Genomic DNA, 24,752 nt, shown 5'->3' on the forward strand with positions numbered 1-24,752 from the left:
GGGCCGCAGCACGGCCTCGGCCACAGCTTCAGCATCGTTGTAATCGTTCTTCTGGCCTTTGACGAAAGGCTTGGTGTATTTGGCGGCGATGATACGGGGATCGAACCCCAGTTTGCGCAATGTTCGGCTAACAAAATGCGCACTCATGCACGCTTCCATGCCCACAATACAACGCGGCAACTTCTCGAACGTAGCCACGAGGGACAAACGCCTGATCTTTTTCCGAAAAGCGTAGCTACCATCATCATTGAACCCAACGATGTGTAATGTATCTTTGCCAATGTCGATGCCGACGGAAAGAAGTTCTGTGGTCATGGGACTGCTCCGGTTTCATGAGAACAGGATCACTATAGAGCCTGCCCCTTAGGAGAGCAGGCGGTCCATCCCATTACCGGACCTTCGGACGTTTCCATCAAGGGTTGAGTACAGCTTAGGTAAAGTGTTACGCAATCTCTGAAACAAGATTTCTTTAAAGTGAGTCCTCAATATGAGGCAACAACATCTTTACTTTTAAACTCGATCAGTTGGCGGGGGATTGCCACCTGCCTGCCTCACCCAGCAGCATCCTAGAGTGTCATACCTTGAACTACTCAGAAGTTCCTGAGCTATATTGGTATTTATCGGAATCTGAGGTGCCCCCAAGTGCGTTGTACCCCGGCTTCGATGGTTGTGCCACTGAAGCAAGAAGATTTGAAGAAACCAACGCTGTTAGTTCTTGCAACATTTGTGTCTTGCATAGTGTCAAGTTCGGTTATTGGGCAAAATGCTGCGCAGTATGATTATCTATCTGCGCTAGACTTTGCAACAGAGCGGTTATTTACGTGTCAGAAGCATTGCTACAGAGATATTCCGGAATGAATAATCTTCCGGAGTGGCCTTCAAAAGGGTTTCTGCTGTCTTGTAGATCTGGTCTAACAGATTTGCTTTTGATGGTGTATCGGGGAGATTTCCACGCAACACTGCTTGAGTGAATGCGCGGAAAAAGTTGACATAATTGGTAGCATAGCGATCCAGATCTTTGTCTTGCTTGTAAGCTTCAACAAAGGGGACTGGCACTTCATAGCTTTCTGTTCGATCCAGCGTGTAAAGACCGGCCAGATTATACGCTGAGTTCGTTAAAGGGGATGTCAGCTCTTCCAGACTGCGGAAATAGACTGGCTGATAGTATCTCTCATATACTTGCGAGGAAATATTGCCGAGTTTGACATGCGCTAGAAGAGCGTCGTTGAGAAGGTCGAACAGGCCGTCGCAGGTGCGGAGTTCATTTGTACAGCCGAAGACCTGAACCATAAGCTTGCCGCCTGATACAAGTTCGTTCGCCCGGGCGGTTAAAAAGGCTGCCATGTCATCTTCGGCTTGCTTAGCAAATATCTTGCTCTCAGCCTCTGTGACGTGACCGTTTGCCCGCCTTTTGCTGGGACCATTTGGTAATACGTATCCGGGCAATTTATTAAGCGGGCGTTCGGACAAGTAGCCTATTGAGTTGAAAGTAGTGGCGATATGGACGCTGTCTGGTGGCAGTAACTGATCATACATCGAACCGCCAACGGCTGCTGATGAGACCCGTTGTGAGCCGAATGTTGATTGTCCGTCAGGTCTTAAACCAAGAAATAACTTAGAATAATCATTTGTTGGCAAATCAGAATGGATCGTCAAAAACGGACGGTCTGTCTGCTGCATTGTCTTGCCGATGAGGTGACGCATAACCGAAATAGAATTGCGCCCTTCGGAACACCCGAAGTCTGCAAAGGTAACTGGTCCTGAACCTTTCTCAAAGGGTAGACTTGAGAGAGTATCTTCTAACCAAGGCAGGACGGCTGCGATTTGCTCCCATTGAGGAGCTGAGTTGGCATCATAAAAACCGCCGCCAGCCATGCCGGTCATGCCTGTTGGGCGACGTTGAGTACCTACTGTCTCTTGATCAAGATTTGTCATAATTTTCCCCTGAAAACCAATAATATTGCGTCGGATCTATAAATTCGTTTCTAAATGCATCAATCGTTTTTAACTGGCATATGCTTAGAGCATGTCGCGTTCATAAGCTGATGTATTCACCGAGGGTGAGCGAGAGTACGTTTCTTTTATGTCAGCGGAACGCATGTGAGCTGCGAACAGCGGCAGGCCGGTGAGGGCGAGACCTCCGACCAGATTGCCGATCACAACCGGGATCTCGTTCCAGATCAGATAATCGAGAATGGAGAAGTCTCCACCCAGTATCAGTGCCGTTGGAAACAGGTACATGTTGACCACCGAATGCTCGAAGGTCATTGCAAAGAACAGCATGATCGGCATCCACATTGCGATGACTTTTCCGCTGACTGAGGTGGACACCATTGCGCCAACCACACCAAGGGATACCATCCAGTTGCACAGCACACCGCGGATGAAGATAGTCATCATGCCACCCATGCCGTGTTCTTTGTAGCCTATCGTGCGGTTCTTACCGATGCTCGCGATGACCTCACCAACATGATTGACCGGCGCTGAGAAACCGTAGGTGAAAATGACAGAGGTCAGAAAAGCGACCAGCAGGGCACCTAAAAAGTTGCCGATGAAAGTGATCGTGATCGCCTTTGCCACCCCGCTAAGAGTGACGTGGGGCCGCCTGTCAATCCAGGCCAACGGGGCAAGAACGAATATGCCCGTAACAAGGTCGAACCCCATAAGATACAGCATGCAAAAACCAACGGGAAACAGGACAGCCCCTACGATGGGGAAGCCGGTTTGCACGCCGACGGTGATTGCAAAGACCGCAGCAATTGCCAGAATTGCGCCAGCCATGAAGGCCCGGATCATCAGAATTCTCGGGTTTATGAAGATTTTTTCCTCACCCACGTCAATGATCTTTTCGACAAAGATGCGCGGTTCGTTATAAGACATTCCAAATCTCCATGTTCTATAAACCAACTGCTCCCAAACAATGGTGTGGTCAGCACTCTTCCACCTGCTGGATGTTTGGGTGACACGGACGTTGAGCAGGTTTCATCCGCTTCGTGCCATGCTTTCTTCCGGGGTTTGGGTTTCAACCACCTTTGGTGTTTTGTGCCTGGTGACAATCAATATACCCACCACGATCAGGCTGAGATTGAACATGAAATAAGATCCGAAACCTTCATCGAAGAATATCCATGCCAGCAGTACAGTCGTGGGTGGACCTAAGAAAAAATAGCTCTGTGACCGTGAGACATCGCCGCTGCGTATGAGAATGTAAAAGAGAACCCAGCTTCCCAGAGATATGACAATGCCCAGCCAAAGTAATGATCCAAGCAGAGGGACGGACCAGTTGATGACCATTGGCTCGAAGGCAAGCATTAGTCCAAACACGGGGATGAGCGCACTTAAATGCTGGATCAGTGACCCTGTCATCAGGTTCATGTGCGCTATAAATCGCTTTTGGTAGAGCACACCTGCGACCATGCTGAAAAGACACAGGACTGTAAGCAACACCCCGCTATAGGTGTTATTATCTAAATTGGCTTTTTGATTGACGACGAGCAGGACACCTATTGTCCCGAGCAACAAGCCTAGTATCAGTTTGAAGCTGAATCTTTCGCCCAGAAAAGCGATTGCCCCCACAGAGGCGAGTGCTGGATGCAGTGCCATAATCAAACCGACTGTGCCTACATCCATCCCCCATTCATATGCGATCAGCATACCTGTGAAGCAAAATCCGTGTATGAGAATTCCAGTCACGCAGACATGGAATACTTCTATCGGTTTATTGTGCCACTCAGCCTTGATTAAAAAAATAATGCCTAAGAAAAGCGGAACTGGAGCGGCTAATCGCAGGGTTTGAAACGTAAACGGATCTGTAAATGCGATGCCGATTTTCGATGCCACATACCCCGAACTGTAAAGAATGACGAACAACAGCGGTAAAACCTGATTAGCAATTACCGCCGGGTTCGGTCTCTGGCGTTGAGGCATATATTCGTTTCCAGTTCGCTTTCCGTGATTGAATAAGAGGTTAACCAACTGTTATTTCGCCACAATCTGCCGTTGCCAGATATTCACGGAGGTAGTTTTTGAAATCAGGTGGAATTTCGGCAGTTGCAATTTTGCCATGTTCGCCCGACGCTTTGGCGTGAATGACTGTCAGCTGGCCTCTGGAAACATCTTCTTCGCGGCCATCGCTCAGTTTTTTACAGATGAAAAAATTGAGCACCAGTGACTTTGTGCCAATCCGGCCAACATTTATGGCGATGAGTATCTCATCGCCAAAGGTCATTGGTCGCAGAAAATCGCAGTTCACTGAGAGGATCGGCCATTTTTGATCTTTGGCCGGATCACAGATACTCATTCCGCCTTGCTGGAAAAACCTCGTCTCCGCATATTCTACATATCGAAAGATATTTGAAAAATGCGCGATGCCTGCCATGTCCGTTTCGCAAAACTCTACATTTTTAGAAACAGAAAACAGCTTCGCATTTGATGACACTTCAATGTCTTTAAGCATTATGCAATCCAATCAAGCTGTTTCGCGGATGACGCGCTTTAGTTTTTTCCCTGTGACCCCTTCGTTAGACCCGGGAGAAACCTGTTTGATTTCAGTGATATCCGGAAGGTTATTCTGGTTGGAATATACGAATATTCTCTGCGCGATATCTGCGAAAGGCAGGCCTTCTTTGATTTCTGCTTCAACCTTTAAAGTTCCTTCAAGTTCGCCTTGGACCACTGTACAATCGAAGATCTCAGGAATATTTTTCAAAAAGGCCTCTTCGAGCTGGCAGCTATAGTAGGTTTTGCCGCCCAGCAGCATCGAATCGCTTGTTCTATCAACGTGGTAGTAAAGGTCATTCTCGCCTTTGTAGATTAGGTCTCCAGTAAGCCAGTAGCCGTCAAGAATGGCGTCTGCAGTCGCCTCTTGATTCTCCCAATACCCTGAAGTCACACTCGGTGATTTAACTCCAAGCCTGCCGACTACGTCATAATCGGTGATTTTTTTGTCCTGTTCATCAAAGAGCGCGACTTCGATCCAGGAAAATGGTTTACCCACACAGCGGTTGTAGTTGTTGGTCTTAAGCGTGTGGATGTTTCGAAAGATCCCAAAAGCGAATTCCGAAGAGCCCAAGTTATCAATAAACAGAGCACCATTTACGCGTTTTCCATCCTCATAACGATGACCGTATTGAAGCATTTTTCTGACATGAGGCTCATGACATGCATCCGCAGTACTCATCCATATATTGATGGAGGCGAGGCGGTCTGGATCAATGTCAATCCGACACAAATCAACATAAACACTAGGGAATGCGAACATTATTGACGGCTCAAAAGTCTCAATTGCCGCCGCTATCCCTTCAGGAGATTTATCTGAAGTGACAATCAGATGGTTCATACGCATTATGTTGCTCATCAGCATTGTGATGGCAGCCGCATGTGAGATCGGTGCAGCCGATAACATAGCATTGCCGAGCTTCTTACCAAGCTGCTTCTTGACCCCGTAAATTATCGACTTTTGACTAAAAGAAACCGCCTTGGGAAGACCCGTCGTACCGGAAGTATGACTAATGAGAACAGTATCATCATCCAAGTGATCATAGGTTTCACAGGGAAGCGAGAAAGGTTGTTTTTCCACCTCAATGATATCTGTTGTTGGACATTCGAAATTGGCGTTGTAGGTGAGGATCTCACCCAGCCTTTCCCCTTCAGAAACAAGCAACTCAGGCTTGATCTTTGATAGATACTTACTCGCAATTTCCGGCAAAACTCCGCCATTTAAAAATGCAGGGATAGCTCCGATCTTCGTTAAAGCGAGGTAGTGAAGATAATAGGAAATGCTATCATCTAAATATAATGCGACAATGGATTTCGCCCGTATACCCAAATGCCAGTAGCAAGATGCTATATGGTTTGCTTTCGCTACCAGGTCATTTAAGGAAAATGCCCAAGCTTGTCCCTCAATATCAATGTGAGTGACTGCTGTACGTTCATTATCTACTGCTAACTCGTGGACGCGAAAAAGAAAATTTCCAGCCCCTATCGTCGGGTCATTAGCTATTTCACTTATCAGAGAATCCTTGTCCTCAGCGCTGTCGTCGTTTGTATTTTCCGCCTTGCGCAACATGTGCCGTTTTAATTTGCCCGTTTCGGTTTTGGGCAAACTGTCAACAAAGATAATCGATCTTGGATATTTGTATGGTGATATAGTGTTCTTCACATGCTCTTGTAACGCCTCAACTAAGCTCGGTGCTTTGCTATTCTTATCGGCCAGTACGACATGCGCGCGGACGATACTTCCTCTATCTGGATCTGGTATACCTACAACTGCACATTCTCGAACGGATGGATGTGAAAGCAGTGCTTCTTCAACTTCAGCAGCAGCTATATTGTAGCCAGACGAAATAATCATATCGTCTGCTCTAGAAACGAAGTGTAGTTTTCCATCCCGATCTTTGCGGAAGAAGTCGCCGGTAATGTTCCAACCATCTTTGACATATTCGGCCTGTCGGTCATCATCCATATAGCGACAACCTGTTGGTCCACGGAAACCCAACCAGCCCGGCTTCCCAATCCCGACAGGTTTCATACCATCATCAAATACTTCAACCTCGTACCCCTCAATTGGCCAGAGGCCAGCAGAGCCTGACTGAAAGTCTTCCAGGCGGGTTGAGATGAATGTGTGTAGTGCCTCGGTTGACCCCATCGCATTTATGATTGGAACGCCTATACGATCTTGCCAGTGTTCTAACACTGGTTGCGGTAAGTTCTCACCAGCGGATACAGCGCAACGTAAAGTCTTGAGAAGTTTGCAGTTAACTTCTTCAGAAAGCATAACTTTGTATGCTGTTGGTGCGGAGAAGCAGACAGTTGCATCATACTGGCCGATAAATTCTGCCAGATTGAATGGTGACGTCTGCTCCAACAAAACGGCTGCTGCGCCAAAGCGTAACGGGAACACCGCCAAACCGCCCAAACCGAAAGTGAATGCCAACGGAGGTGTACCTATACAGACATCGCCTGGCACAATTTTTAGGACTTGCCTTGCAAATCCATCAGCAATTGCAAGGATATCGCGATGGCGATGCATGGTGATTTTAGGCTTCCCGGTCGTGCCGGATGTACTAGCTAGCAGTGCAATGTCGTTCTGAGAGGTTTTAGCTGCCTCATACTTAGTCGATTTGAAGATTGCCTTAGCATTTACAGTCGCTTTGTCGTCAATGATTGCCGAAAATTCCGCAATTTTAAGATCAGGGCGTGTGTTTCTATCCAACAGGCTTAGCTCTTCATCTAAACCTTTTTGGCAAAGAACCAAATCTACCTTAGCCCTATCGATCAAGATGCTCAGTTCGCCCGCACGCATGAGCGCAATGGTATTGAAAGCAACTGCACCAACCTTCAAGATTGCCAAAAAACACGCCACCATCATTGGGCAGTTTCTCGACCTAATCATGACCCGGTTCCCAGGCATGACGCCGAAATCTTCACTGAGAACTCTAGCAATCTGATTTGAAAGATCTCTAAGCTGCTGATACGTCAATGTACCATTTGAGCCGATTAAAGCCGGATGTTCGCCGAAACCCCGCTCCACTAAGGCATCAACTAGTTCAACTCCTACGTTTAACTTCTTTTGATATGGGTAAAGATCAATTTTAAATTCTGGCTGTAGTTCAGTTACTGGAAGATTATTGTTGACAAATTCGTCAATATGCCCGGTTTCAAGCAACATTTTCATCAGCCTCCTAAATAATAATATTTATAATATTACTCTTATGTAAAATATATATTTTAGATTTGATAATATCAATTCAATACTATCGATATCGATATAATACTTGTTTTTTTACGATCAAATTTCAAGAACCAAATAAATGAAATGTTTTCATTTTTAAATTCTAATATTCTAATTTAGAAACTCTACGGTAATATGTGGATATAAACCCCGAGGGTGACTGATGAGCCATGCACGAAAAACGACCAATCTAGCGGAAATGAACACCTCAAGTCGGGCTCAACGAATTGTTGTAATTGGTGCAGAAGGACATGTTGGAACGACGATATGTGCTGCGTTACCGGACCATCACGATGTGATTAAAGTTGGACGTAACAGTGGTGACGTAAATGCAGATATCTCAGAGAGATCCTCTATTGATGCCATGTACAAAGAGATCGGAAAAGTAGACGCTGTTGTTCTGGCTGCTGGTGCGGTTCATTTCTGCCCTCTCGAGCAATTTCCTGAAGATAAATTTTTATTTAACCTCACGCACAAGGCAATGGGCCAGATCAACTGCGTACTCGCAGGCCTAAACTATCTCAATGACGGCGGGTCGTTTACCCTATCAAGCGGTATTCTGGATAGAGACCCGATCCGAATGGCAAGCGGTGCAGCTGCTGCCAATGGTGCTATCGGCGGATTTGTGAAGAGTGCGGCGATTGAAATGCCACGTGACACTCGGATTAACGTTGTTAGCACGGGGCTCCAGGACATTTCCGTCGAACGATATGGAAGCGTTTTTCCTGGTCATACTCCAGTCTCATCGGAAAGGGTCGCAAATGCCTATCTTAAGTGCGTTGAGGGAGGCATTAACGGACAACTGGTGACCGTAGACTAAGGTGTTTGTAAGCAATGCTGCATGGGGGGGCAAAGTTTGAAATTTAAACTCGTAAGCTATAATTTATGTCCTTTTGTGCAGCAGGTATTTATAGCCCTGTCGTTGAAAGGCCTCGATTTTGACATCGAATATATCGACCTGTCGAACCCTCCAACATGGTTCACAAAAGTTTCCCCGCTAAAAAAAGTGCCAGTTCTTTTCGCTGGTACAAATCAGGTGCTGTTTGAATCTATAGCAATAATCGAGTTTATTGAGGATTACGCTGAGCAAAAGACATATCCGTCGGACTTGTTTGAACGATCCCGTGACCGTGCGTGGATTCAGTTCATTAACCAGCTGATGTGGAGTCTGTATGATCTTTCCGTAATGGGGAGTGAGGAAGAATACGGTTCAACTGTAGGAACGCTTCATAAAAAGCTCGATGAACTGGAAGCTGCCTCGCACGGTGGGAAGTACCTTTTTGGCGATTCATTCTCGCTCGTAGAAGCCGCAGTAGCGCCATTACTTCTTCGCTTGAGTTATATTGACGAAATAGCCCCCGGTCTTCTTGACGAAGTACGTCATAGCAATATTTGCAGAGTCAACAACCAGTTAATGGCTGACGCAAACGTTCAACGCTCAGCTCACAGTGACCTAAAACAGGTTTATTACAAATTGCTCGGGAAGCGGCAGGCGTACTTGTCCACTTTCCTGCCTGAGAAATTCAAATCAGCTGAAAGCACGCCTTTAAGATATTGATCGGCACCAAATTACAATTTGCCAGGACAACACATTTTCATCTCAAAACCGCAGTTTTTTTCTGAGTCATGCGAGCCATAGAAAATTGGAAAAAGTAATATGACGTCCACTAGAGTATTTGAAAAAACCAAAAGGTCTACAATTAAACGAGCCCCTGAATACGCAGATTACAGCGAGCAAGCAGTCTATGATATATTGGATAGCGGGTATATGTGTACGATTGCGTTTGTACTCGACGGCAAGCCCTTCTTAAATCCCACACTTTACTGGCGCAAAGGTAATTACGTCTATTGGCATGGTCTAGCTGGCAGCAAGATGTTGCTTGAACAGGCCAAAAAAATTGATGTTTGCTTCAATGTAAGTCACCTGGACGGGCTGCTTTTAGGACGCTCAGCTTTTCACCATTCTGTAAATTATCGCTCGGTCACGATCCATGGCAAATCAGAGCTGGTTGAAGACAGTAATGAGAAGATGGATGTCGCATTTGAATTCGTCGAAACATTATTTCCTGGTCGCCGCTCAGAGTTGCGTGAACATAAAGAAGAAGAAATCCAAAAGGTTAAGTTCATGCGTTTGCCAATTGAGGAAGTATCCGTAAAGCATCGCTACGACAACTCTGTCATGGATATTTTGAGAAGGCAGCAGAGCAACGCACTTAAGGAGTATGGTCCTGAAGGTGTAAACCCCCACTGTTGGACAGGAACAATTCCAATTCGCACAATACTTGAAACACCGATTCCAGATACCGCTACTGATCCAAACATTCATTCGCCTGATTATTTGTCTCAATCTAAATTCAAACGCGAGTTCTGAGGCAAGTTGAAGTCTAGATCACTACCAAGGAGGGAATGAGGTGAAAATAGTTGTTATTGGTGCAAGTGGAGATATTGGTCGAACGGTTTGTAAAGAGCTCAGCAAGAGACACGAAGTTATTAGAGTTTGCCGCAGTTCTGGTGACTATCAGACTGATATGACTGACATGACATCTCTTGAAAAGCTATTTAATGCGATTGGAGAAGTGGACGCTATCGTAGTGACAGCAGGCTCTGTTAAATTTGCAAAATTGCAGGAAATTTCTCAAGCTGAATTTATGTATGCACTCTCCGATAAAGTCATGGGCCAAGTGAACGTTGTTCTCGCAGGTATGAGTTATGTCAGAGATGGTGGATCCTTCACCCTAACAAACGGGCTATTGGATCAACATCCTGTTCCAAATGGTGTTGGCGCTGCGACAGCAAATGCTGCACTCTCTGGTTTTGCAACAGCTGCAGCGATTGAAATGCCTCGCAACATTAGACTGAACGTCGTGAGTCCAGGCCTCATGGACATTTCCTATGAGCGCTATGGAAAAACCCTCAAGGGGCACGAACCAGTTTCTTCAAAAATTGTCGCCGCAGCTTATGCGAAAAGTGTTGAGGGATCCGCTTCTGGGCAACGTATTATAGGAGAATAAAATCAAGGAAAGAGATCTCTACTTGCCTCACATTCTTACTTGCAAACCCAATTCTAAAATGTCCTTTTGGAGGCCTTACAACGATGCGGTGTTTATTTGTCCAGATAAAATGCAAACCAGGATCGTGGCGTAGTATCGCAAATGAGATTGCCATCAAAGAACTACATTCCGAGATTTATTCGATCAACGGTGAATATGACATCATGACAAAAACATATTTGGAAGATTTCAACGAAGCACCAAACCTTGTTTCCAAAATGGTGAGCGATATCGAAGGCATTGAAAAGACTTCAACTATGTTCGCATTCGATCCATTCTGAGCGTTAGTTTTATCGCCAGTTGGCAGTCCAGATATAGAGATGATCAACACTGGAGAAATGGAATTGGGATTAAATTATTTTGAGATAAACGCAGATGCCGTAAATTCACTCCTCTCCATCAAAAAGCAGGTCCCTGCAATTGAGGAAACCCTGAAAACTTTGGTGGAGTTGCGTGTTTCACAAATCAATGGCTGCGCATACTGTGTAGATTTGCATTCAAACGAAGCTAGAAAAGCTCATGTTCATCAACAGAAACTGGATTGCTTACCGGTGTGGAAGGAGAGCAACCTTTTCTCACAAAGAGAGTGCGCTGCCCTCAGTTGGGCAGAAAGCGTCACGAGAATCTCTGAGGAACGTGAATCTGAGGGCAATTTGAACCTTCTATTGGAGACCTTCACGGAAAAAGAAGCCGTAGATTTGACATTCATCGTATGCGCAATGAATGGTTTGAACCGCCTTGCTATAAGTTTTGGCGACAAACCCAAAAGTTCAGTTTCTAAATAGATTTCTCATAGGAGCATGATCGTGCTGTCGGTGTCTCGTAAATCAAATTTCAGTTTGCCCAACGTATTGAACTCGGGCGCTATGTCGCCTTAGAACGCAGGATATGCGAGGGACATTCTACTTAAGATATGTAACGTCAACATTTGCCCATCACTTCTGAATTGCAAACTTGCGGGATCTGAGCATTGCCGCGATTACGTGTGTAAAGCATCCGGCTCTGTTGCAAACGTGTCTTAGAGCGCAATTTGTGTGACTTCAGGGCTATCTTATTAGATTTTATCGCTCTGAAGATGGTTTTCGAGCATGGTCATAGCTTCAGATAGAGCACTTGGGCCAATTCCGAAGGCCCGCTCAACGAGGCGGGCTTCACCCAGAACATCCTTCGAGAAGTTGAAGGCACCAGCCTGACCTTTGCGCAGTGCCCGCATTACTTCAAAGCCTTTGATCGTCGCATAGGCGGCTTCATGGTTTTGAACCCGCGTACAGGTTTGATGAGCTGTTTCAGCTGCCGTGATCAGCTTCGATGATATTGTTCAGATACTCCACTTGGCGATGTTCAGTGTCCGCGGGGCATTTTCCTTCTGCTTTCAACTCGGATATAGCAAGGCCATATGTTGGGGTAATCCCCCCGTTATTTGATCAAGTTAAAAGTAGAGATATTGTTGCCTCATATTGAGGACTGATTTTATGAAGAAATCTCGTTTCAGCGACAGGCAGATCATTGCAATCTTGAAGCAGGGCGACAGCGGCATTCCGGTTGCTCAGCTGTGCCGGGAACACGGTTTGAGCGCGGTGAGTTACTATAAATGGTGCGCCAATGATCTCAACGATGAAGTCTACCGAAGAAGAGCCACGCAGTATCTGTGAAGCTGCGCAGCAAGTGGTCTCCAGAACAGATTGCCGGCTGGCTCAAACGTAGCTTTCCAGGAGACGTAAACAAGCAGGTGTCCCACGAGACGATATATCGAAGCCTTTACATACAGGCCCGCGGCGTATTGAAGAAAGAACTGCTGGACCATCTGCGTGCTAAACGCACGATACGCCGGTCCAGACACGCAAGCCTCAAACGAAATAGTCTAGGCCAAATTAAGGATGCCGTTTCGATCAGCAAAAGGCCCGCTTGCGTCGAAGACCGTGCAATACCGGGGCATTGGGAAGGTGATCTGATCGGAGGATCCAAGAATAGCTATATCGCCACTCTTGTTGAGCGGCAAACACGCTATGTCATGTTGATTAAGGTTGCCAACAAAGACACGAGCAGTGTTATCTCCGGGTTGATCAAACACACCCACAAATTACCGAAAGAGCTTTACAAATCATTGACTTGGGATCGAGGCAAGGAGATGGCAGATCATCTAAGCCTGACATTAGTAACGGATGTTGCTGTATACTTCTGCGACCCACATTCACCGTGGCAACGCGGATCAAACGAAAACACGAACCGCTTGCTGCGGCAGTATTTGCCCCGAGGCACTGAGTTATCTGTACACACGCAGCCTGAACTTGATGCAATCGCAAGACAACTCAACCAACGACCCCGCAAGACCTTGCAATATCAAACCCCAGCTGAGAAGTTCTCACAGTGTGTTGCATCCACCAGTTGAATCCACCTCACTCAGCAACCAGATGACCAAAATCGACCTATGGTTGAAGGCCACACGCTGGCTGGAAACACCTAGATTTGGTCGAATGGCCGCTATTGGTCAGACAGTGACATATCGAGAGTAGTGTAGAAAAGATGATCGAAGCCTCTGCACAGACTGCTCGATTGTGAACTAGAAACGTCAAGTTCATTACTCAAGCAGATAGAACTATATCACGCCTGCATTTCCAATGGCGATCAGACTAAACCGCCATTGGCGCGCACGGTTTGCCCGTTGATCCACGCACCGTCGGAGCATACGAGGAACGCCACAACGGCGGCTATATCTTTCGGTTCGCCGAGACGCTCCAGCGGTGTCATCTGTGACATACGATTGATGACCTCCTGAGGCTTCCCATCTAGGAAAAGCTGGGTTGCGGTCGGACCGGGGGCCACGGCGTTGACGGTGATAGATCGCCCGCGCAGTTCTTTAGCCATGATGGCCGTCATCGTCTCAACTGCGGCCTTGATCGCAGCATAGACGCCGTAAGTTTCGAGTTTCAATCCGACAACACTGGTTGAGAAGTTCACAATGGCACCACCATTTCGGAGACGTTTGGCTGCCTGACGTAGGGGGTTGAACGTGCCCTTGAAGTTGATCGCGACCTGACTATCGAAAAGAGCGTCATCACTTTCTGCAATGGTGGCTAGCTTCATAATGCCTGCATTGTTGACGAGGACGTCCACACCGCCGAAGGTTTTCTCGGCCATCTCGAACATTCGCTTTACTGCTGCCGCATCGGATACATCCGCTTGGACCGCAATAGCATTATTGCCTGTCGCCTTGATCTTTTCGACAACTTGACGCGCAGCATTTTCATTGTCTGCATAGTTTATAACTACATTGAACCCGCCTGCCGCGAGGTGTTCTGCAATCGTAGCGCCGATCCCGCGTGAAGATCCAGTTATGATTGCAGTTCTGTTTTCAGTAGTGCTCATGTCTTTTTCCTTTCCTGGATCAACCAATGCTGGTTGTGATTATGAAATAGGCTTTCTCGTTATGTGGATAATCGCGTACAAATTGTCATCACTATTCTGCTAAGTCGGATAATAAATGGATCGCATTAATGCTATGAACGTCTTCACACGGATCGTGGAAGTTCGAAATTTTACCAAAGTCGCAGCCGATCTTGGCTTGCCTCGATCAACGGTCACGGATGCAGTCAAGGGACTTGAGGCCAGATTAGGTGTCAGCCTGTTACATCGTACTACCCGCGTTGTGCGTCCAACGTTGGATGGTGAAGCTTATTATCGGCGTTGCCTATCTATCCTGTCGGAAATTGAAGACGCCGAAGATGCCTTTGCTGGGACAAAGCCCAAGGGGATGCTACGCGTTGACGTGCACGGGGTCCTCGCACGGCATTTTTTGTTGCCGACATTGCCTGATTTCCTGGAACGCTATCCCGACATTCAGATCCATATCGGTGAAGGCGACCGGCTGGTCGATTTGGTGCGTGAAGGTGTGGATTGCGCTCTGCGGGTCGGTAATCCAATTGATAGTGATATGATCGGACGCAAGCTTGCTGATCTGGACGAGGTGACCTGCGCGTCACCGGATTATCTTGAGCGGTTCGGCACACCCTCAACGATTGACGCACTTGAAGGGCACCAGATGGTCGGTTTTTGGTCCACCGCGACAGGGGCAATATTGCCGCTTGAGTTTGTCCAAAATGGCAAGGTTCAGATCTTTAAGCTTCCTACACCAGTGACGGTCAGCGGAGCAGAAGCCTATGCACAGTGTGCATGTCTCGGCCTTGGTATTATTCAAAAGCCGCGCTACTCTGCGGCTGAAGACCTCAAAGCAGGGCGACTGGTTGAATTACTCAAAGATACACCGCCAACGTCGTCTCGGGTATCGATTTTCTATCCGCGCGACCGATACTTATCGCCAAGGGTGAGAGTGTTTGTAGATTGGGCGGTGAAAGTTTTTATGAAAACTTCCCCAATCTGACCAAAACATCTGCCCCTTGGAGGTTTGCTTTAGCTCGACACAACTATTTACATCCACTTACAATGTAGAGCTGCCTTCTGCTGCAAGAGATATGAGATCGACCTGAAGTTGAAGTCTCGCCTTGGCCAATCATGCCTAGAATTAGGTTGAATGACCGCTTCTCTAATCGGGCGCTGAGGTCAAGCTCTTTTTCCTTTTCATTCGGATCTAATCCATCTCCGGGTCACGCTTCTCTTCGCAGTCTGGGTCGCTCTTTACAGTGAGCGGCTGCATGCATGTGCCGGAATGGTTGTAGAGAGCCACGCTAATGGACGCGCTTTCATGGCGCAGCAGACATTTTCGGCTTCATCTACAAACCTCGTCCAGAGAGGACGACCCTGCCGTGATATTGAGGTCAGGCTATATTATGCAGCAACCTCCAAGCCATCACGACAGAACGATGTATCATTGACCCACATGCGATGCATGACAACCGCGAGCTTTCTGGCCACGGCCACAACAGCACGGCGGCGCCCTTTGGTCCGCATCAGGCGCATCCCCCAAGCTCTTGATGCTGGATCCGCCAGTACAGCGGGTTAGCATTGCATTAGCAGCCGTATAAAGGGCAGAGCGGACCTCCATGTCTCCTGCTTTAGAGATCCGGCCAGGATTATCAGTTTCTCCGGACTGAAAACGCCTCGGCGTTAAGCCGAAGTGGGCAGCAACCGTTCGCGAATTCCTGAACCGCGCCGGGTCATCCACGGCGGCGACAAATGAGAGCGCTGTTATTGGGCCAACGCCGGGGATTTCCATCAGTAGCAAGCAAACTGAGTTAGTGCTTGCAGCGTGTTTAACGCGCTTATCTAGTTCCTGATACGTTTGCAGTAAAGCAAGCCGCGCATCCAGCTGCGGAACCAGTGCCAAGCTCAAATCTGGGTGGACTTCGATAAACGGTCGCACTGTTGCATCAAAGCGTGTGTGTTTAATCCGTTCCGGCAGACGCAGGCCGTAAACCTTCAAGAGCCCGCGTACCTCGTTTGTCAAGTCTATGCATTTACGCAAGCATGCCTTGCGACTGCTCAGGAGCGTACGCATTGCATGCGAGCGACGGCTTTTCATATGCACTGGGCTATACCAGCCGGAGCGCAGGACCTGCGCTATGCCGCGTGCATCATTCTTATCGGTCTTGTTACGCATAGCAGACAGAGCCGCATTCACTTGCCTTGCCTCCATACAGACAACGTCAAACCGTGTTGTTCTTTCAAACCGTAAAACAGAGGCTGGCTCATTGTTCCTGCTTCAAAGCCAATGCGGGTGATAAGCAACGACGTCTGAGCTAAGGTACTGGCGATAAAATCAACTTCGCAGGCAACCAAGCGTTCAAATATAATCTTGCCTTCGCCGTCAATCACACAGATCGAAACAGACCGTAAAGAAACATCTAAACCAGCATAGTATTCCATGGTGCTCTCCCATCCTCGCAGCAATATGCTGCGATCTTAACAGGAGCTGTCCTCTCATGAAGGACGAGCCCGATTACGCATGCTAATGGTTATGCTGCAACGTGCTAGGAATAACTAGAAGTTCTCAGAGTGAGTTGCCGCGACCTGTTGAATCCACCGCCAACTGCGGACATTCAAGAGGTTCTCCCTAGAGTTGAAGAAACATCCCGGCGTTCAGACAAACGAGCTTTGTCAAGAACCCCGCCTCACACCAGTTAAGGCGTGAGAACTGTGCGATTAGCTCATTACCGCGGTCATTTGCCTGAGGGTACGCATCTGCAGGTGCAAAATGACAATAATGTCCCCATTGGGGTCGTTTCAGGTAGGGGCAGAATAGTATGCTAAGTCGAGTGTCTCATCGTTTCAGCCAACCATATTCTCCTGTCAGCAAGATATGAGCCCATCCCAGCGGAGAAATGTGTGCCAGAAGCTCAGGTGGGCAATCCAGGCTATCCATTTTGGACCAACGACGTGATCGGGCAATTCTCTCTGGTGGGAATCCCTCACGCGCGTGTTAGTATCTAGGTCTCCTTAACTCACTTATATCTCTAGGACTTTTCTTCCAACGCTTCTCGCGATTGTTTACGCATCTTTTGCTGAGCTAAATTACGTATAAAGACGTATTTTCAAATTCATTGGTATAGTAGTATAGCAATGATGGGTTGCAGGGAGCAGCCAATCAAAATTAGGGAGGACGTCTTGTTTAAGAAGTCTACAATTTGTCTGGGCGTAGCGTTGTCTGTGGGACTAGCATTCGGCGCGTCAGCTAAAACCATCATTAAACTTGGGCACGGAACCAACGAACAGTTCCACATGCACAGAGCGATCGAGCATTTCAAAGAGCTGATCGAAACAGGTTCCAAAAACGAACTTGAAGTGCAGATTTTCCCGAATTCTCAACTTGGTCCGGATCGTGAAATGATCGAGAGCGTTCAGACCGGCATTCTGCAAATGGCAGTCTCTCCTTCGGCAATCTTCGCGGGTTGGGATCCTGCGTTTGCTGTGATTGAGCTTCCTTATATGTACGCAAGTAAGCAAATTGCTCTGGATGTCATGAACGGTCCAGCAGGCAAGGATATGCTTAACCGCCTTGATAATCAGGGACTCGTTGGTCTGGGTTACCTCGAGTTGGGTATGCGCAACATTACAAACAATGTGCGCCCGATTGAAAAACCTGAAGACCTGAAGGGCGTTAAGCTGCGCACCATGCAGGTGCCTGCACACGTTGATACCTTCACCGCTCTTGGTGCAAACCCGACTCCAATGAATTTTGGTGAAGTGTACTCAGCGCTGCAACAGGGTGTGATTGATGGTCAGGAAAACCCGATCGCAATCATCGACTCCCAGCGCTTCTATGAGGTGCAAAGCAACCTGTCTCTGACCGGCCACGTCTTTACAGTGTATCTGCCAGTTGTCAGTAAGCCTTTCTTTGATGGGCTGCCGGCAGATCAGCAGCAGCTTATTCGTGATGCTATGGCAAAGACTGCTGACTACCAGCAGGGGCTAGTGAACGCAGAAGAGTCCGAACAGCTAAAGCGCATTGAAGCTTCTGGCGTTAAAGTGATGAACCTTTCCCCAGAACAACGTGCGACCTTCAGCGAAATGACCGAGGGTGTGCGTGCTCAGTACAGAGACACCATTGGTCCTGATGCATACGACGCATGGGTTGAAGCCGTTGCAAAGGCAACAGCTGAGTAAAACTCTGGTTGGAGTGCTTGTCTGAGCACTCCTCCGTCTTCCCCAAAAAATAAGTCCTCGCAGGAGGAGAAAATGTCTTACCTCAAATGGCTTAACGCCAATTTGGAACGGGTTCTTATTGCCTCGCTTCTGGCTGGAATGGTATTGCTGATCTCCGCAAATGTGTTCATGCGCTACGTCATGAATGCCTCGCTCTCATGGGGCGAAGAGTTGACCTTGTGGATCTTCGTCTGGTTCATCTGGCTTTCGGTCAGCTATGCGTTTCACCGCAGAGACCATGTGCGCATCACAATCTTCAAAACCGCTCTCAGCGAGCGCAAGCAACTTTGGCTGGAACTGGCCGTAGATCTTGCTGTTCTTGCGTTCCTTTGCGTCCTTTCCGTTGAGTGCATCAAGTTGATCATGGCGCCTTTTGTGGCTCATCAAAAGTCTGTCGTTCTCGGCTTCCCAATCCCCATTCTGTATGCCTCCGCCCCTGTTGGAGCTGTGCTGTCTTCCTTCCGCATTACTCAGAACATCCTCAAAACCGTTCGCCAACTGGTTGCACCTCATAAAACCGGAGATCTGTCATGATTGCAGGTATCCTCTTTATCAGCCTGGTAATACTGCTGTTCTTCAGCATTCCTATCGGGATTTGCCTTGGCCTTTCCTCCATGATCGTCATGGTGTTTGTCGATGGCACTCCCCCCCTTGTGCTCCTCTCCCGCTCTGTGGTCACGGGCGCTGATTCATTCCCCCTGATTGCGGTGCCACTGTTCATTCTGGCGGGTGACTTGATGCAGCATGGCGGCATGTCACGCCGCTTGGTGTCTTTCTCCAACGCCTTGATTGGGCATATCCGTGCCGGTCTTGCTTATGTGAATGTGCTGGCGTGCGTGTTCTTTGCTGCAATCTCTGGCTCTGCTCCGGCAACTGTTGCGGCGATCGGTTCCAACCTCATCCCAGAGATGGAAAAAGTCGGCTACAAACGCCCGTTCTCAGGCGCTTTGACAGCCTCTGCCGGTATGATTGGCGTGCTTATTCCTCCGAGCATTCCCTTCATCATCTACGGTGTGACTGCTGAAGTCTCCATCGGCAAACTGTTCCTGGCTGGGATCATTCCTGGTGTTCTGTTTGCGCTCGTCTTCATGAGTACAGCACGTTACCTGCTGCGCAATGACGAGAAGATCGCCCAGTCCACCACGAAGTTTGAACCAGCCAACATCTGGGTCAGCTTTAAAGAAGCCATCTGGTCTTTGCTGGTTCCCGGCATCATTCTTGGTGGCATCTACAGTGGTGTGTTCACCCCGACAGAAGCTGGCGCGGTTGCGGTTGTTTATGCAACGTTTATTGGCCTGTTCCTTTACAAGGATATTGCCTTCAGGGACCTGTTCAACATACTTGCAGAAAGCGCAAAAACCAGTGGCACAATCCTGATCCTTGTTATCATGGCAACCGCCTTTGGTCGCCTGATCACCATCGCTCAGCTGCCTGCCGATCTGGCCCGCTCTCTAACCAGTTTCTCAGACAACCCGATTGTCATCCTGCTGCTGATCAACATCGTACTGCTGATCGTCGGCATGTTCATGGAAACTATTTCCTCGATCATCATCATGACCCCGATCCTGCTGCCGGTTGTGACAGCACTTGGTGTCGATCCGATCGTGTTTGGTGTGATCCTGACAGTTAATCTCGCGATCGGGTTCTGTACCCCTCCTCTTGGCGTCAACCTCTTTGTTGCCAGTGGTATTTCGGGCGTCTCTATCGAGAACCTCAGTAAAGCAATCCTGCCATTCTTTATCGGAATGCTGGTGCTGCTGCTGCTGGTCACTTATGTGCCCGCAATCTCTCTCACTCTTCCGTCGCTTTGGTAAATCAAGGAGTTATAACAATGTCCGAAGCACCCAAAGTCATTATCTCTGACTATGATTACGGTGACTACGAGGTCGAACGCAAGATCCTTGAAGCAGCTGGCGCCCGTGTGGTGGCTTTGCAGGCAAAGTGCGAAGAAGATCTTTTTGAAGAAGCCCGCGACTGCGCGGCAATCATGAACCAGTACGCAAAAGTTGGCGCACGCACCATCGAAAAGATGGAGCAGTGTAAGGTGATTGCCCGCTATGGTGTTGGTGTCGATATTGTTGATGTTGATGCGGCGACCGACAAGGGCATCCTCGTCACCAACGTGCAGGATTACTGCACTGAAGAAGTAGCGGACCATGCAATTTCGCTGTGGCTGACCCTTGTGCGCAAGTTGCAGGATTACAACAAGGCCACCCACTTTGGCATCTGGCGCTGGCAGTCAGGTCAGCCGGTTCATCGCCTGAGAGACCGCACCTTTGGTCTGGTATCTTTCGGCAAGATTGGTCAGGCCATCGCGCAGCGAGCAAAAGCCTTCGGCGTGGAGCTGATTGTCTATGATCCGTTCGTGGATGAGAAGATCGTGAAAGAACACGGCGGTCGTCTCGTCAACAAAGACGAGCTGCTGGCACAATCTGACTACATCTGCATGCAGGTGCCAATGACACAGCAAACCCGTCACTTCCTGTCGGATGCTGAGTTTGCTGCCATGAAACCGGGGGCCATCGTCATCAACACAGGCCGCGGTCCAACCATCGATAACAAGGCGCTTTACAAAGCTTTGACCGAAGGAACGTTGGCCGGTGCTGGTTTGGATGATCCTGAAGAGGAGCCAGCCAAACGCGCGTCCTGGGACCCTGCCGACAATCCTCTGTTCACGCTGCCAAATGTGATCGTGACCCCACACGCAGCTTACTACTCAGAGGAATCCATTCGTCAGGCCCGCGAAACCGCCGCCCGTCAGGTCGCCTTGGTGCTGACCGGCAAGCCTGCCGAATACACCGTCAATCTCGAACGCCTTCAGGCCAAATAAAATCATAAGGAAGCTGTCATGCTAAAAGTATTCAATGAGTTCGAACGTCGCCCAGACCTGCTTGAAAAATTCGACGAAGTTCTGAAATGCTACTCCGCAACCGCTGTCTTTGCAGATGTGCAGTACCGTACCGGCGTTATGGACAGCGGCATCAAACCTCCGTTCCGCGCAAAGGTCTGTGGTCAGGCGATCACCGTTCAGCTCTCAAAAGGGGATCTGGTTGATCCTTTGAAGGCACTTGAAATGGGTCAGCCGGGCGATGTGATCGTTGTGGATGCAGGCGGTGATGTCAACACCTCCGTATGCGGTGGTCTCATGGGCGGTCTGGCTCAAAACCGCGGCATTCGCGGCATGATCGTGGATGGTGCTGGCCGTGATACGGACGAGCTGGAAGACATCAACTGGCCAATCTGGACCCGTGCGATCACGCCTCGCGGCACACACACCATGTTCTCTGGCCGCAAGGAAGAGCTTTCCATCAACGTGCCAATCCAATGCGGCGATGTTGTTGTAAAGCCGGGTGACTTCATCGTTGCTGATCTTATGGGCGTCACCGTTGTGCCGCTGGAAAAAGCCGAGGAAGTTGTGAAACTGGCGAAAGAACAGGCGGACCGCGAAGAAGAAACCCGCAAATGGGTGGCTAAAGGAAAGACTGTAGAAGATCTTCTTGCCGAGTTTGGCCGGATCTAATCTGCTTTTGGTCGGGAGTGCTGATTTTCTTTGCAATCCCGGCCATCTACGCCAATTCGTGAAAGAAAACCAAAGAACAGTCCTTGATGACTGTATGTCACCGTCTTATACCCTAGCTTGCGTTTCGTGCCTTTTGCATGAGGACCCACTAACCGATCTCTCTAAGTGAAGTATACACCTAATGGAAGAAACTCTTCGTCCAGTCTCCCTGTCTGATTTGGCAACCGCAAAACTGCGTGAGGCCATCATGAAGGGCGTATTCAAACTTGGAGAAGCACTCTCTGAGCAAAAGCTCGCCGAGTATCTGAATATCAGTAAGACCCCGATCCGTCATGCCCTTGCACAAATGCGTGTTGAAGGGCTGGTGGAAGTGTTCCCGCAGCATGGCACCTTTGTGTTCACGCTCAGTGGACTGGATAATGTTGAACTGACAGAGCATCGTGTCATTCTGGAGCGCGCCGCCCTTCAGTTGGCATATGAGCGCAACAAAGTTGAGCTCGTGAAACGGTTGAGTGCAATTCGTGAAGAAATGGTTCCTGCAAAAGAGAAGGATGACATCAGCCGTTACCTGCAATTAGATATCGAGTTCCACCGGGTCATGTTTGACCTTTGCAAGAACCGCTATCTGATCAAAGGCTACAGCCTGATTGAAGCCAAAATAGCTGCGATCCGTACGCATCTGGGGAAGGACGTCATTCAAACAGATAAGTCGTTTGAAGAGCATGGAGCAATGGTAGAGGCACTGGCCCGCGATGATATTGCAGCAGCACTAGACACACTTGGGTTCCACATCGGCCGCTACATACGAACCTTCGACAAGGGCGTATCTGACATCTCCAGCCTTTAGGGCTTATCTCCAGAGGTTTGCTTGCAAGAACAGCAGGCCTCAACTGCCAGGACAATGACTGGTCTTGGCATGTGGAGACACTAATGACGAACGAAAAGGTCGCGGTTCTGATTGCCGTAGACTGGGGCACCAGCTCTTTCAGAGCACGCACGGTCACATCAGATGCACAAGTCATCGACACGATAGCCACATCAGAAGGTATTCTGGCGGCAAAAGATCGCTTCGAACAGGTCCTGAAGACCAATATCACCAAACTTGAAGGATACCGGAGTGATTTGCCGATTATCCTTTCTGGTATGATTGGATCACGCAACGGTTGGCTGGAGGTGCCTTATGCAACCATGCCAACAAGGCCGAGTGCTCTTTCTCAAGATATGGTCTCGATGATGGTTGAGGGCTTGGGTGAGATCTGGTTCATACCAGGCATTATGGCAGTGGGTGAAAATGCCGATGTGATGCGCGGTGAAGAAACCGAGATCTTTGGTGCCATAGAGATGCTTGCGCTGAGCAATGCGGCCATGGTTATTCCGGGCACGCATTCCAAGCATGTCTCAGTTCAGGATGGTGCCATCACTGCTTACAAAACCTACCTGACAGGCGATATGTTCCATGCTTTGACCTCAGCATCGATCCTCGGTGCATTTGGAAAGACAGCAGCACTGTGCGACTGGTTTGAAGAGGGGGTGCGCTTTGGTGCGCGTGAAGGGAAAGCAGGTGCGCTGCTCAACCGTGTGTTCACCGCAAGGTCCCGCGTGCTGGTGGACAAGCTGCCTGAAGAAAAAGCCGCGTCTTATCTGAGCGGTATGCTGATTGGCGCCGAGATTGGAGAACTCCTGCCCTCACAAGAACCAATCTGGATTCTCGGAAATGGCGCACTGCCTGATATGTACAAATGTGCCTTTGAAATCCTTGAGGGCGTGTCACGTGTGGTGCCGCCCGGCGGCGTTGTTTACGGCGCTGTAGAACTCGCTCAATCCCGAAAACTGATTTGATATCGAAGGAAGCACTGATGTCAAAATTTGAAGATATCTTTTCTGAAGCCCCTGTGGTCGCAATTCTGCGTGGATTGAAACCAGAGGAAGCCATTGATGTTGCATCCGCTTTGATTGAAGGCGGCATCAAAATTATGGAAGTACCGCTCAACTCTCCTGACCCTTTCAACAGTATTGAGCGCATTGCAAAACAGCTGGGTGATGTTGTTTGTGTTGGTGCTGGAACGGTGCTTAAACCCGCTCAGGTGAACCAGCTGAAAGACTGTGGCGGCGAGTTTGTCGTTGCGCCGAACTTCTCTCTTGAAGTAGGTGCTGCTGCGCAAAAGTACGGTTTAAGCTGGCTACCCGGCATCTACACGCCAACAGAAGCCTTCGCAGCACTGGATGCTGGCGCAGACGGACTGAAACTCTTCCCTGCCGAGCTATGTCCACCGGCAATCATCCAGGCGTTTCGTGCTGTTATCCCAAAAGAGATCAAGTTACTCCCCGTTGGCGGCGTAGATGTAAGCAACATCGCAGACTATATGAAAGCGGGAGCCAGCGGTGCCGGCATCGGCTCATCCCTGTTCCGTCCAGGAACAAGACTAGATGCCATTACCGCCCATGCGAAAGCATTGATGGCGAACGTCAAACTCACGTAAATCTTAAACCATCGTAGGTGCCACATTGATGAGCACCTACGATGGTTTATGTGGGTGAGTAATTTTCTTTCATATTGACAATTGCTCCAAATAACAGACATCAGCAGAAAAGAGACACTTGTCAAAAAAGTTACATACTGGCTGCAGCAAATATGCTCCTCGCCTTAGTTTTGAATATTAAAGTTCACATCGAAAAGCTTAATTGCGCACAGGCATTCGCAGGGGTAGAATGTTGTTGCGGGCCAAAAGCATGCGTAATCGGGCTCGTCCTTCACGAGAGGTCAGCTCCTGTTAAGATCGCAGCATATTGCTGCGAGGATGGGAGAGCACCATGGAATACTATGCTGGTTTGGATGTTTCTTTACGGTCTGTTC

Annotated in this window: 23 protein-coding genes and 4 pseudogenes; 17 read left to right on the top strand and 10 right to left on the bottom strand. The window is 48.6% G+C overall.

Annotated features, from left to right (window positions below):
* From PsAD46_RS06360 to PsAD46_RS28795, 6 genes and pseudogenes are all read right to left on the bottom strand, one after another.
* A pseudogene (locus PsAD46_RS06360) lies at window positions 1–315 on the bottom strand (IS110 family transposase); the annotation flags it as partial.
* Window positions 316–813: 498 nt separating this feature from the next.
* Window positions 814–1,935: a hypothetical protein gene (locus tag PsAD46_RS06365; protein WP_063292262.1), complete on the bottom strand. Its 1,122-nt coding sequence runs from the start codon at window positions 1,933–1,935 to the stop codon at window positions 814–816.
* A gap of 84 nt (window positions 1,936–2,019) precedes the next feature.
* A complete protein-coding gene (locus PsAD46_RS06370) occupies window positions 2,020–2,880 on the bottom strand; it encodes a formate/nitrite transporter family protein (protein WP_057462480.1) in 861 nt (286 codons plus the stop codon).
* A 102-nt stretch (window positions 2,881–2,982) separates the two neighbouring features.
* Entirely contained in the window at window positions 2,983–3,927 is a 945-nt protein-coding gene (locus tag PsAD46_RS06375; RefSeq protein ID WP_063292263.1) for a DMT family transporter, read from the bottom strand.
* A 40-nt stretch (window positions 3,928–3,967) separates the two neighbouring features.
* Window positions 3,968–4,456 (bottom strand): thioesterase family protein, encoded by a 489-nt coding sequence (locus PsAD46_RS06380; protein WP_063292264.1) that lies wholly within the window; start codon window positions 4,454–4,456, stop codon window positions 3,968–3,970.
* Window positions 4,457–4,468: 12 nt separating this feature from the next.
* Window positions 4,469–7,669, bottom strand: a complete 3,201-nt coding sequence (locus PsAD46_RS28795; protein ID WP_082596703.1) for an AMP-binding protein — start codon at window positions 7,667–7,669, stop codon at window positions 4,469–4,471.
* Between the two features lie 226 nt (window positions 7,670–7,895).
* On the opposite strand from PsAD46_RS28795, the gene PsAD46_RS06390 reads away from it, so the two are divergent.
* The 6 genes from PsAD46_RS06390 to PsAD46_RS06415 all read left to right on the top strand — a co-directional run bounded on the left by PsAD46_RS06390 (window position 7,896) and on the right by PsAD46_RS06415 (window position 11,567).
* Window positions 7,896–8,552, top strand: coding sequence for a short chain dehydrogenase (locus tag PsAD46_RS06390; protein ID WP_208980642.1), 657 nt, complete (start codon window positions 7,896–7,898; stop codon window positions 8,550–8,552).
* A gap of 36 nt (window positions 8,553–8,588) precedes the next feature.
* Window positions 8,589–9,290: a glutathione S-transferase family protein gene (locus PsAD46_RS06395; protein WP_063306418.1), complete on the top strand. Its 702-nt coding sequence runs from the start codon at window positions 8,589–8,591 to the stop codon at window positions 9,288–9,290.
* Window positions 9,291–9,389: 99 nt separating this feature from the next.
* Window positions 9,390–10,103 carry a pyridoxamine 5'-phosphate oxidase family protein gene (locus PsAD46_RS06400; RefSeq protein ID WP_082596704.1) on the top strand — a complete coding sequence of 238 codons (714 nt, stop codon included), beginning with the start codon at window positions 9,390–9,392 and terminating at the stop codon, window positions 10,101–10,103.
* Between the two features lie 40 nt (window positions 10,104–10,143).
* Complete coding sequence (locus PsAD46_RS06405; RefSeq protein WP_063287378.1) at window positions 10,144–10,743, top strand: short chain dehydrogenase; 600 nt, start codon at window positions 10,144–10,146, stop codon at window positions 10,741–10,743.
* An 83-nt stretch (window positions 10,744–10,826) separates the two neighbouring features.
* Window positions 10,827–11,063 carry an Lrp/AsnC ligand binding domain-containing protein gene (locus tag PsAD46_RS06410; protein ID WP_057462486.1) on the top strand — a complete coding sequence of 79 codons (237 nt, stop codon included), beginning with the start codon at window positions 10,827–10,829 and terminating at the stop codon, window positions 11,061–11,063.
* 39 nt (window positions 11,064–11,102) lie between these two features.
* Entirely contained in the window at window positions 11,103–11,567 is a 465-nt protein-coding gene (locus PsAD46_RS06415) for a carboxymuconolactone decarboxylase family protein (RefSeq protein WP_208980643.1), read from the top strand.
* 269 nt (window positions 11,568–11,836) lie between these two features.
* On the opposite strand, the pseudogene PsAD46_RS27600 reads toward PsAD46_RS06415, so the two are convergent.
* Window positions 11,837–12,185, bottom strand: a pseudogene (locus PsAD46_RS27600) (DDE-type integrase/transposase/recombinase); the annotation flags it as partial.
* 69 nt (window positions 12,186–12,254) lie between these two features.
* On the opposite strand from PsAD46_RS27600, the pseudogene PsAD46_RS06425 reads away from it, so the two are divergent.
* Together PsAD46_RS06425 and PsAD46_RS06430 are read left to right on the top strand one after the other, a co-directional pair.
* A pseudogene (locus PsAD46_RS06425) lies at window positions 12,255–12,377 on the top strand (transposase); the annotation flags it as partial.
* A 47-nt stretch (window positions 12,378–12,424) separates the two neighbouring features.
* Window positions 12,425–13,171: pseudogene (locus PsAD46_RS06430) on the top strand (IS30 family transposase); the annotation flags it as partial.
* A 236-nt stretch (window positions 13,172–13,407) separates the two neighbouring features.
* On the opposite strand, the gene PsAD46_RS06435 reads toward PsAD46_RS06430, so the two are convergent.
* On the bottom strand, window positions 13,408–14,148 hold the full coding sequence (locus PsAD46_RS06435) for an SDR family oxidoreductase (RefSeq protein ID WP_063292267.1): 741 nt from the start codon (window positions 14,146–14,148) through the stop codon (window positions 13,408–13,410).
* A 115-nt stretch (window positions 14,149–14,263) separates the two neighbouring features.
* On the opposite strand from PsAD46_RS06435, the gene PsAD46_RS06440 reads away from it, so the two are divergent.
* Window positions 14,264–15,160, top strand: coding sequence for a LysR family transcriptional regulator (locus PsAD46_RS06440; protein WP_063292268.1), 897 nt, complete (start codon window positions 14,264–14,266; stop codon window positions 15,158–15,160).
* Window positions 15,161–15,604: 444 nt separating this feature from the next.
* Here PsAD46_RS06440 and PsAD46_RS06445 read toward each other — a convergent pair whose 3' ends face one another.
* Together PsAD46_RS06445 and PsAD46_RS28335 are read right to left on the bottom strand one after the other, a co-directional pair.
* Window positions 15,605–16,357: an IS110 family transposase gene (locus tag PsAD46_RS06445; RefSeq protein WP_208981703.1), complete on the bottom strand. Its 753-nt coding sequence runs from the start codon at window positions 16,355–16,357 to the stop codon at window positions 15,605–15,607.
* Window positions 16,354–16,602 carry a hypothetical protein gene (locus PsAD46_RS28335; protein WP_063292587.1) on the bottom strand — a complete coding sequence of 83 codons (249 nt, stop codon included), beginning with the start codon at window positions 16,600–16,602 and terminating at the stop codon, window positions 16,354–16,356. Before PsAD46_RS28335 ends, PsAD46_RS06445 begins: the two co-directional genes overlap by 4 nt.
* A gap of 738 nt (window positions 16,603–17,340) precedes the next feature.
* Between PsAD46_RS28335 and PsAD46_RS06450 the strand changes: the two genes are divergently transcribed.
* From PsAD46_RS06450 to PsAD46_RS06485, 8 genes are all read left to right on the top strand, one after another.
* Complete coding sequence (locus PsAD46_RS06450; RefSeq protein ID WP_063306420.1) at window positions 17,341–18,339, top strand: TRAP transporter substrate-binding protein; 999 nt, start codon at window positions 17,341–17,343, stop codon at window positions 18,337–18,339.
* Between the two features lie 72 nt (window positions 18,340–18,411).
* Complete coding sequence (locus tag PsAD46_RS06455; RefSeq protein ID WP_063306421.1) at window positions 18,412–18,912, top strand: TRAP transporter small permease; 501 nt, start codon at window positions 18,412–18,414, stop codon at window positions 18,910–18,912.
* Window positions 18,909–20,192 (top strand): TRAP transporter large permease, encoded by a 1,284-nt coding sequence (locus tag PsAD46_RS06460; RefSeq protein ID WP_063292590.1) that lies wholly within the window; start codon window positions 18,909–18,911, stop codon window positions 20,190–20,192. Before PsAD46_RS06455 ends, PsAD46_RS06460 begins: the two co-directional genes overlap by 4 nt.
* Before the next feature lie 17 nt (window positions 20,193–20,209).
* Window positions 20,210–21,208, top strand: coding sequence for a C-terminal binding protein (locus tag PsAD46_RS06465; protein WP_084404354.1), 999 nt, complete (start codon window positions 20,210–20,212; stop codon window positions 21,206–21,208).
* An 18-nt stretch (window positions 21,209–21,226) separates the two neighbouring features.
* The gene (locus PsAD46_RS06470; protein ID WP_063306422.1) at window positions 21,227–21,898 is read left to right on the top strand and encodes an RraA family protein; all 672 of its coding nucleotides are present in this window, start codon (window positions 21,227–21,229) and stop codon (window positions 21,896–21,898) included.
* Window positions 21,899–22,079: 181 nt separating this feature from the next.
* Window positions 22,080–22,745, top strand: coding sequence for a GntR family transcriptional regulator (locus PsAD46_RS06475; protein WP_063292592.1), 666 nt, complete (start codon window positions 22,080–22,082; stop codon window positions 22,743–22,745).
* An 83-nt stretch (window positions 22,746–22,828) separates the two neighbouring features.
* Window positions 22,829–23,737, top strand: a complete 909-nt coding sequence (locus PsAD46_RS06480; RefSeq protein WP_084404355.1) for a 2-dehydro-3-deoxygalactonokinase — start codon at window positions 22,829–22,831, stop codon at window positions 23,735–23,737.
* A 17-nt stretch (window positions 23,738–23,754) separates the two neighbouring features.
* A complete protein-coding gene (locus PsAD46_RS06485; RefSeq protein ID WP_063306423.1) occupies window positions 23,755–24,378 on the top strand; it encodes a 2-dehydro-3-deoxy-6-phosphogalactonate aldolase in 624 nt (207 codons plus the stop codon).
* Window positions 24,379–24,752 lie beyond the last annotated feature (374 nt).

The sequence above is a fragment of the Pseudovibrio sp. Ad46 genome (assembly GCF_001623065.1).
Classification (GTDB): Bacteria; Pseudomonadota; Alphaproteobacteria; order Rhizobiales; family Stappiaceae; genus Pseudovibrio.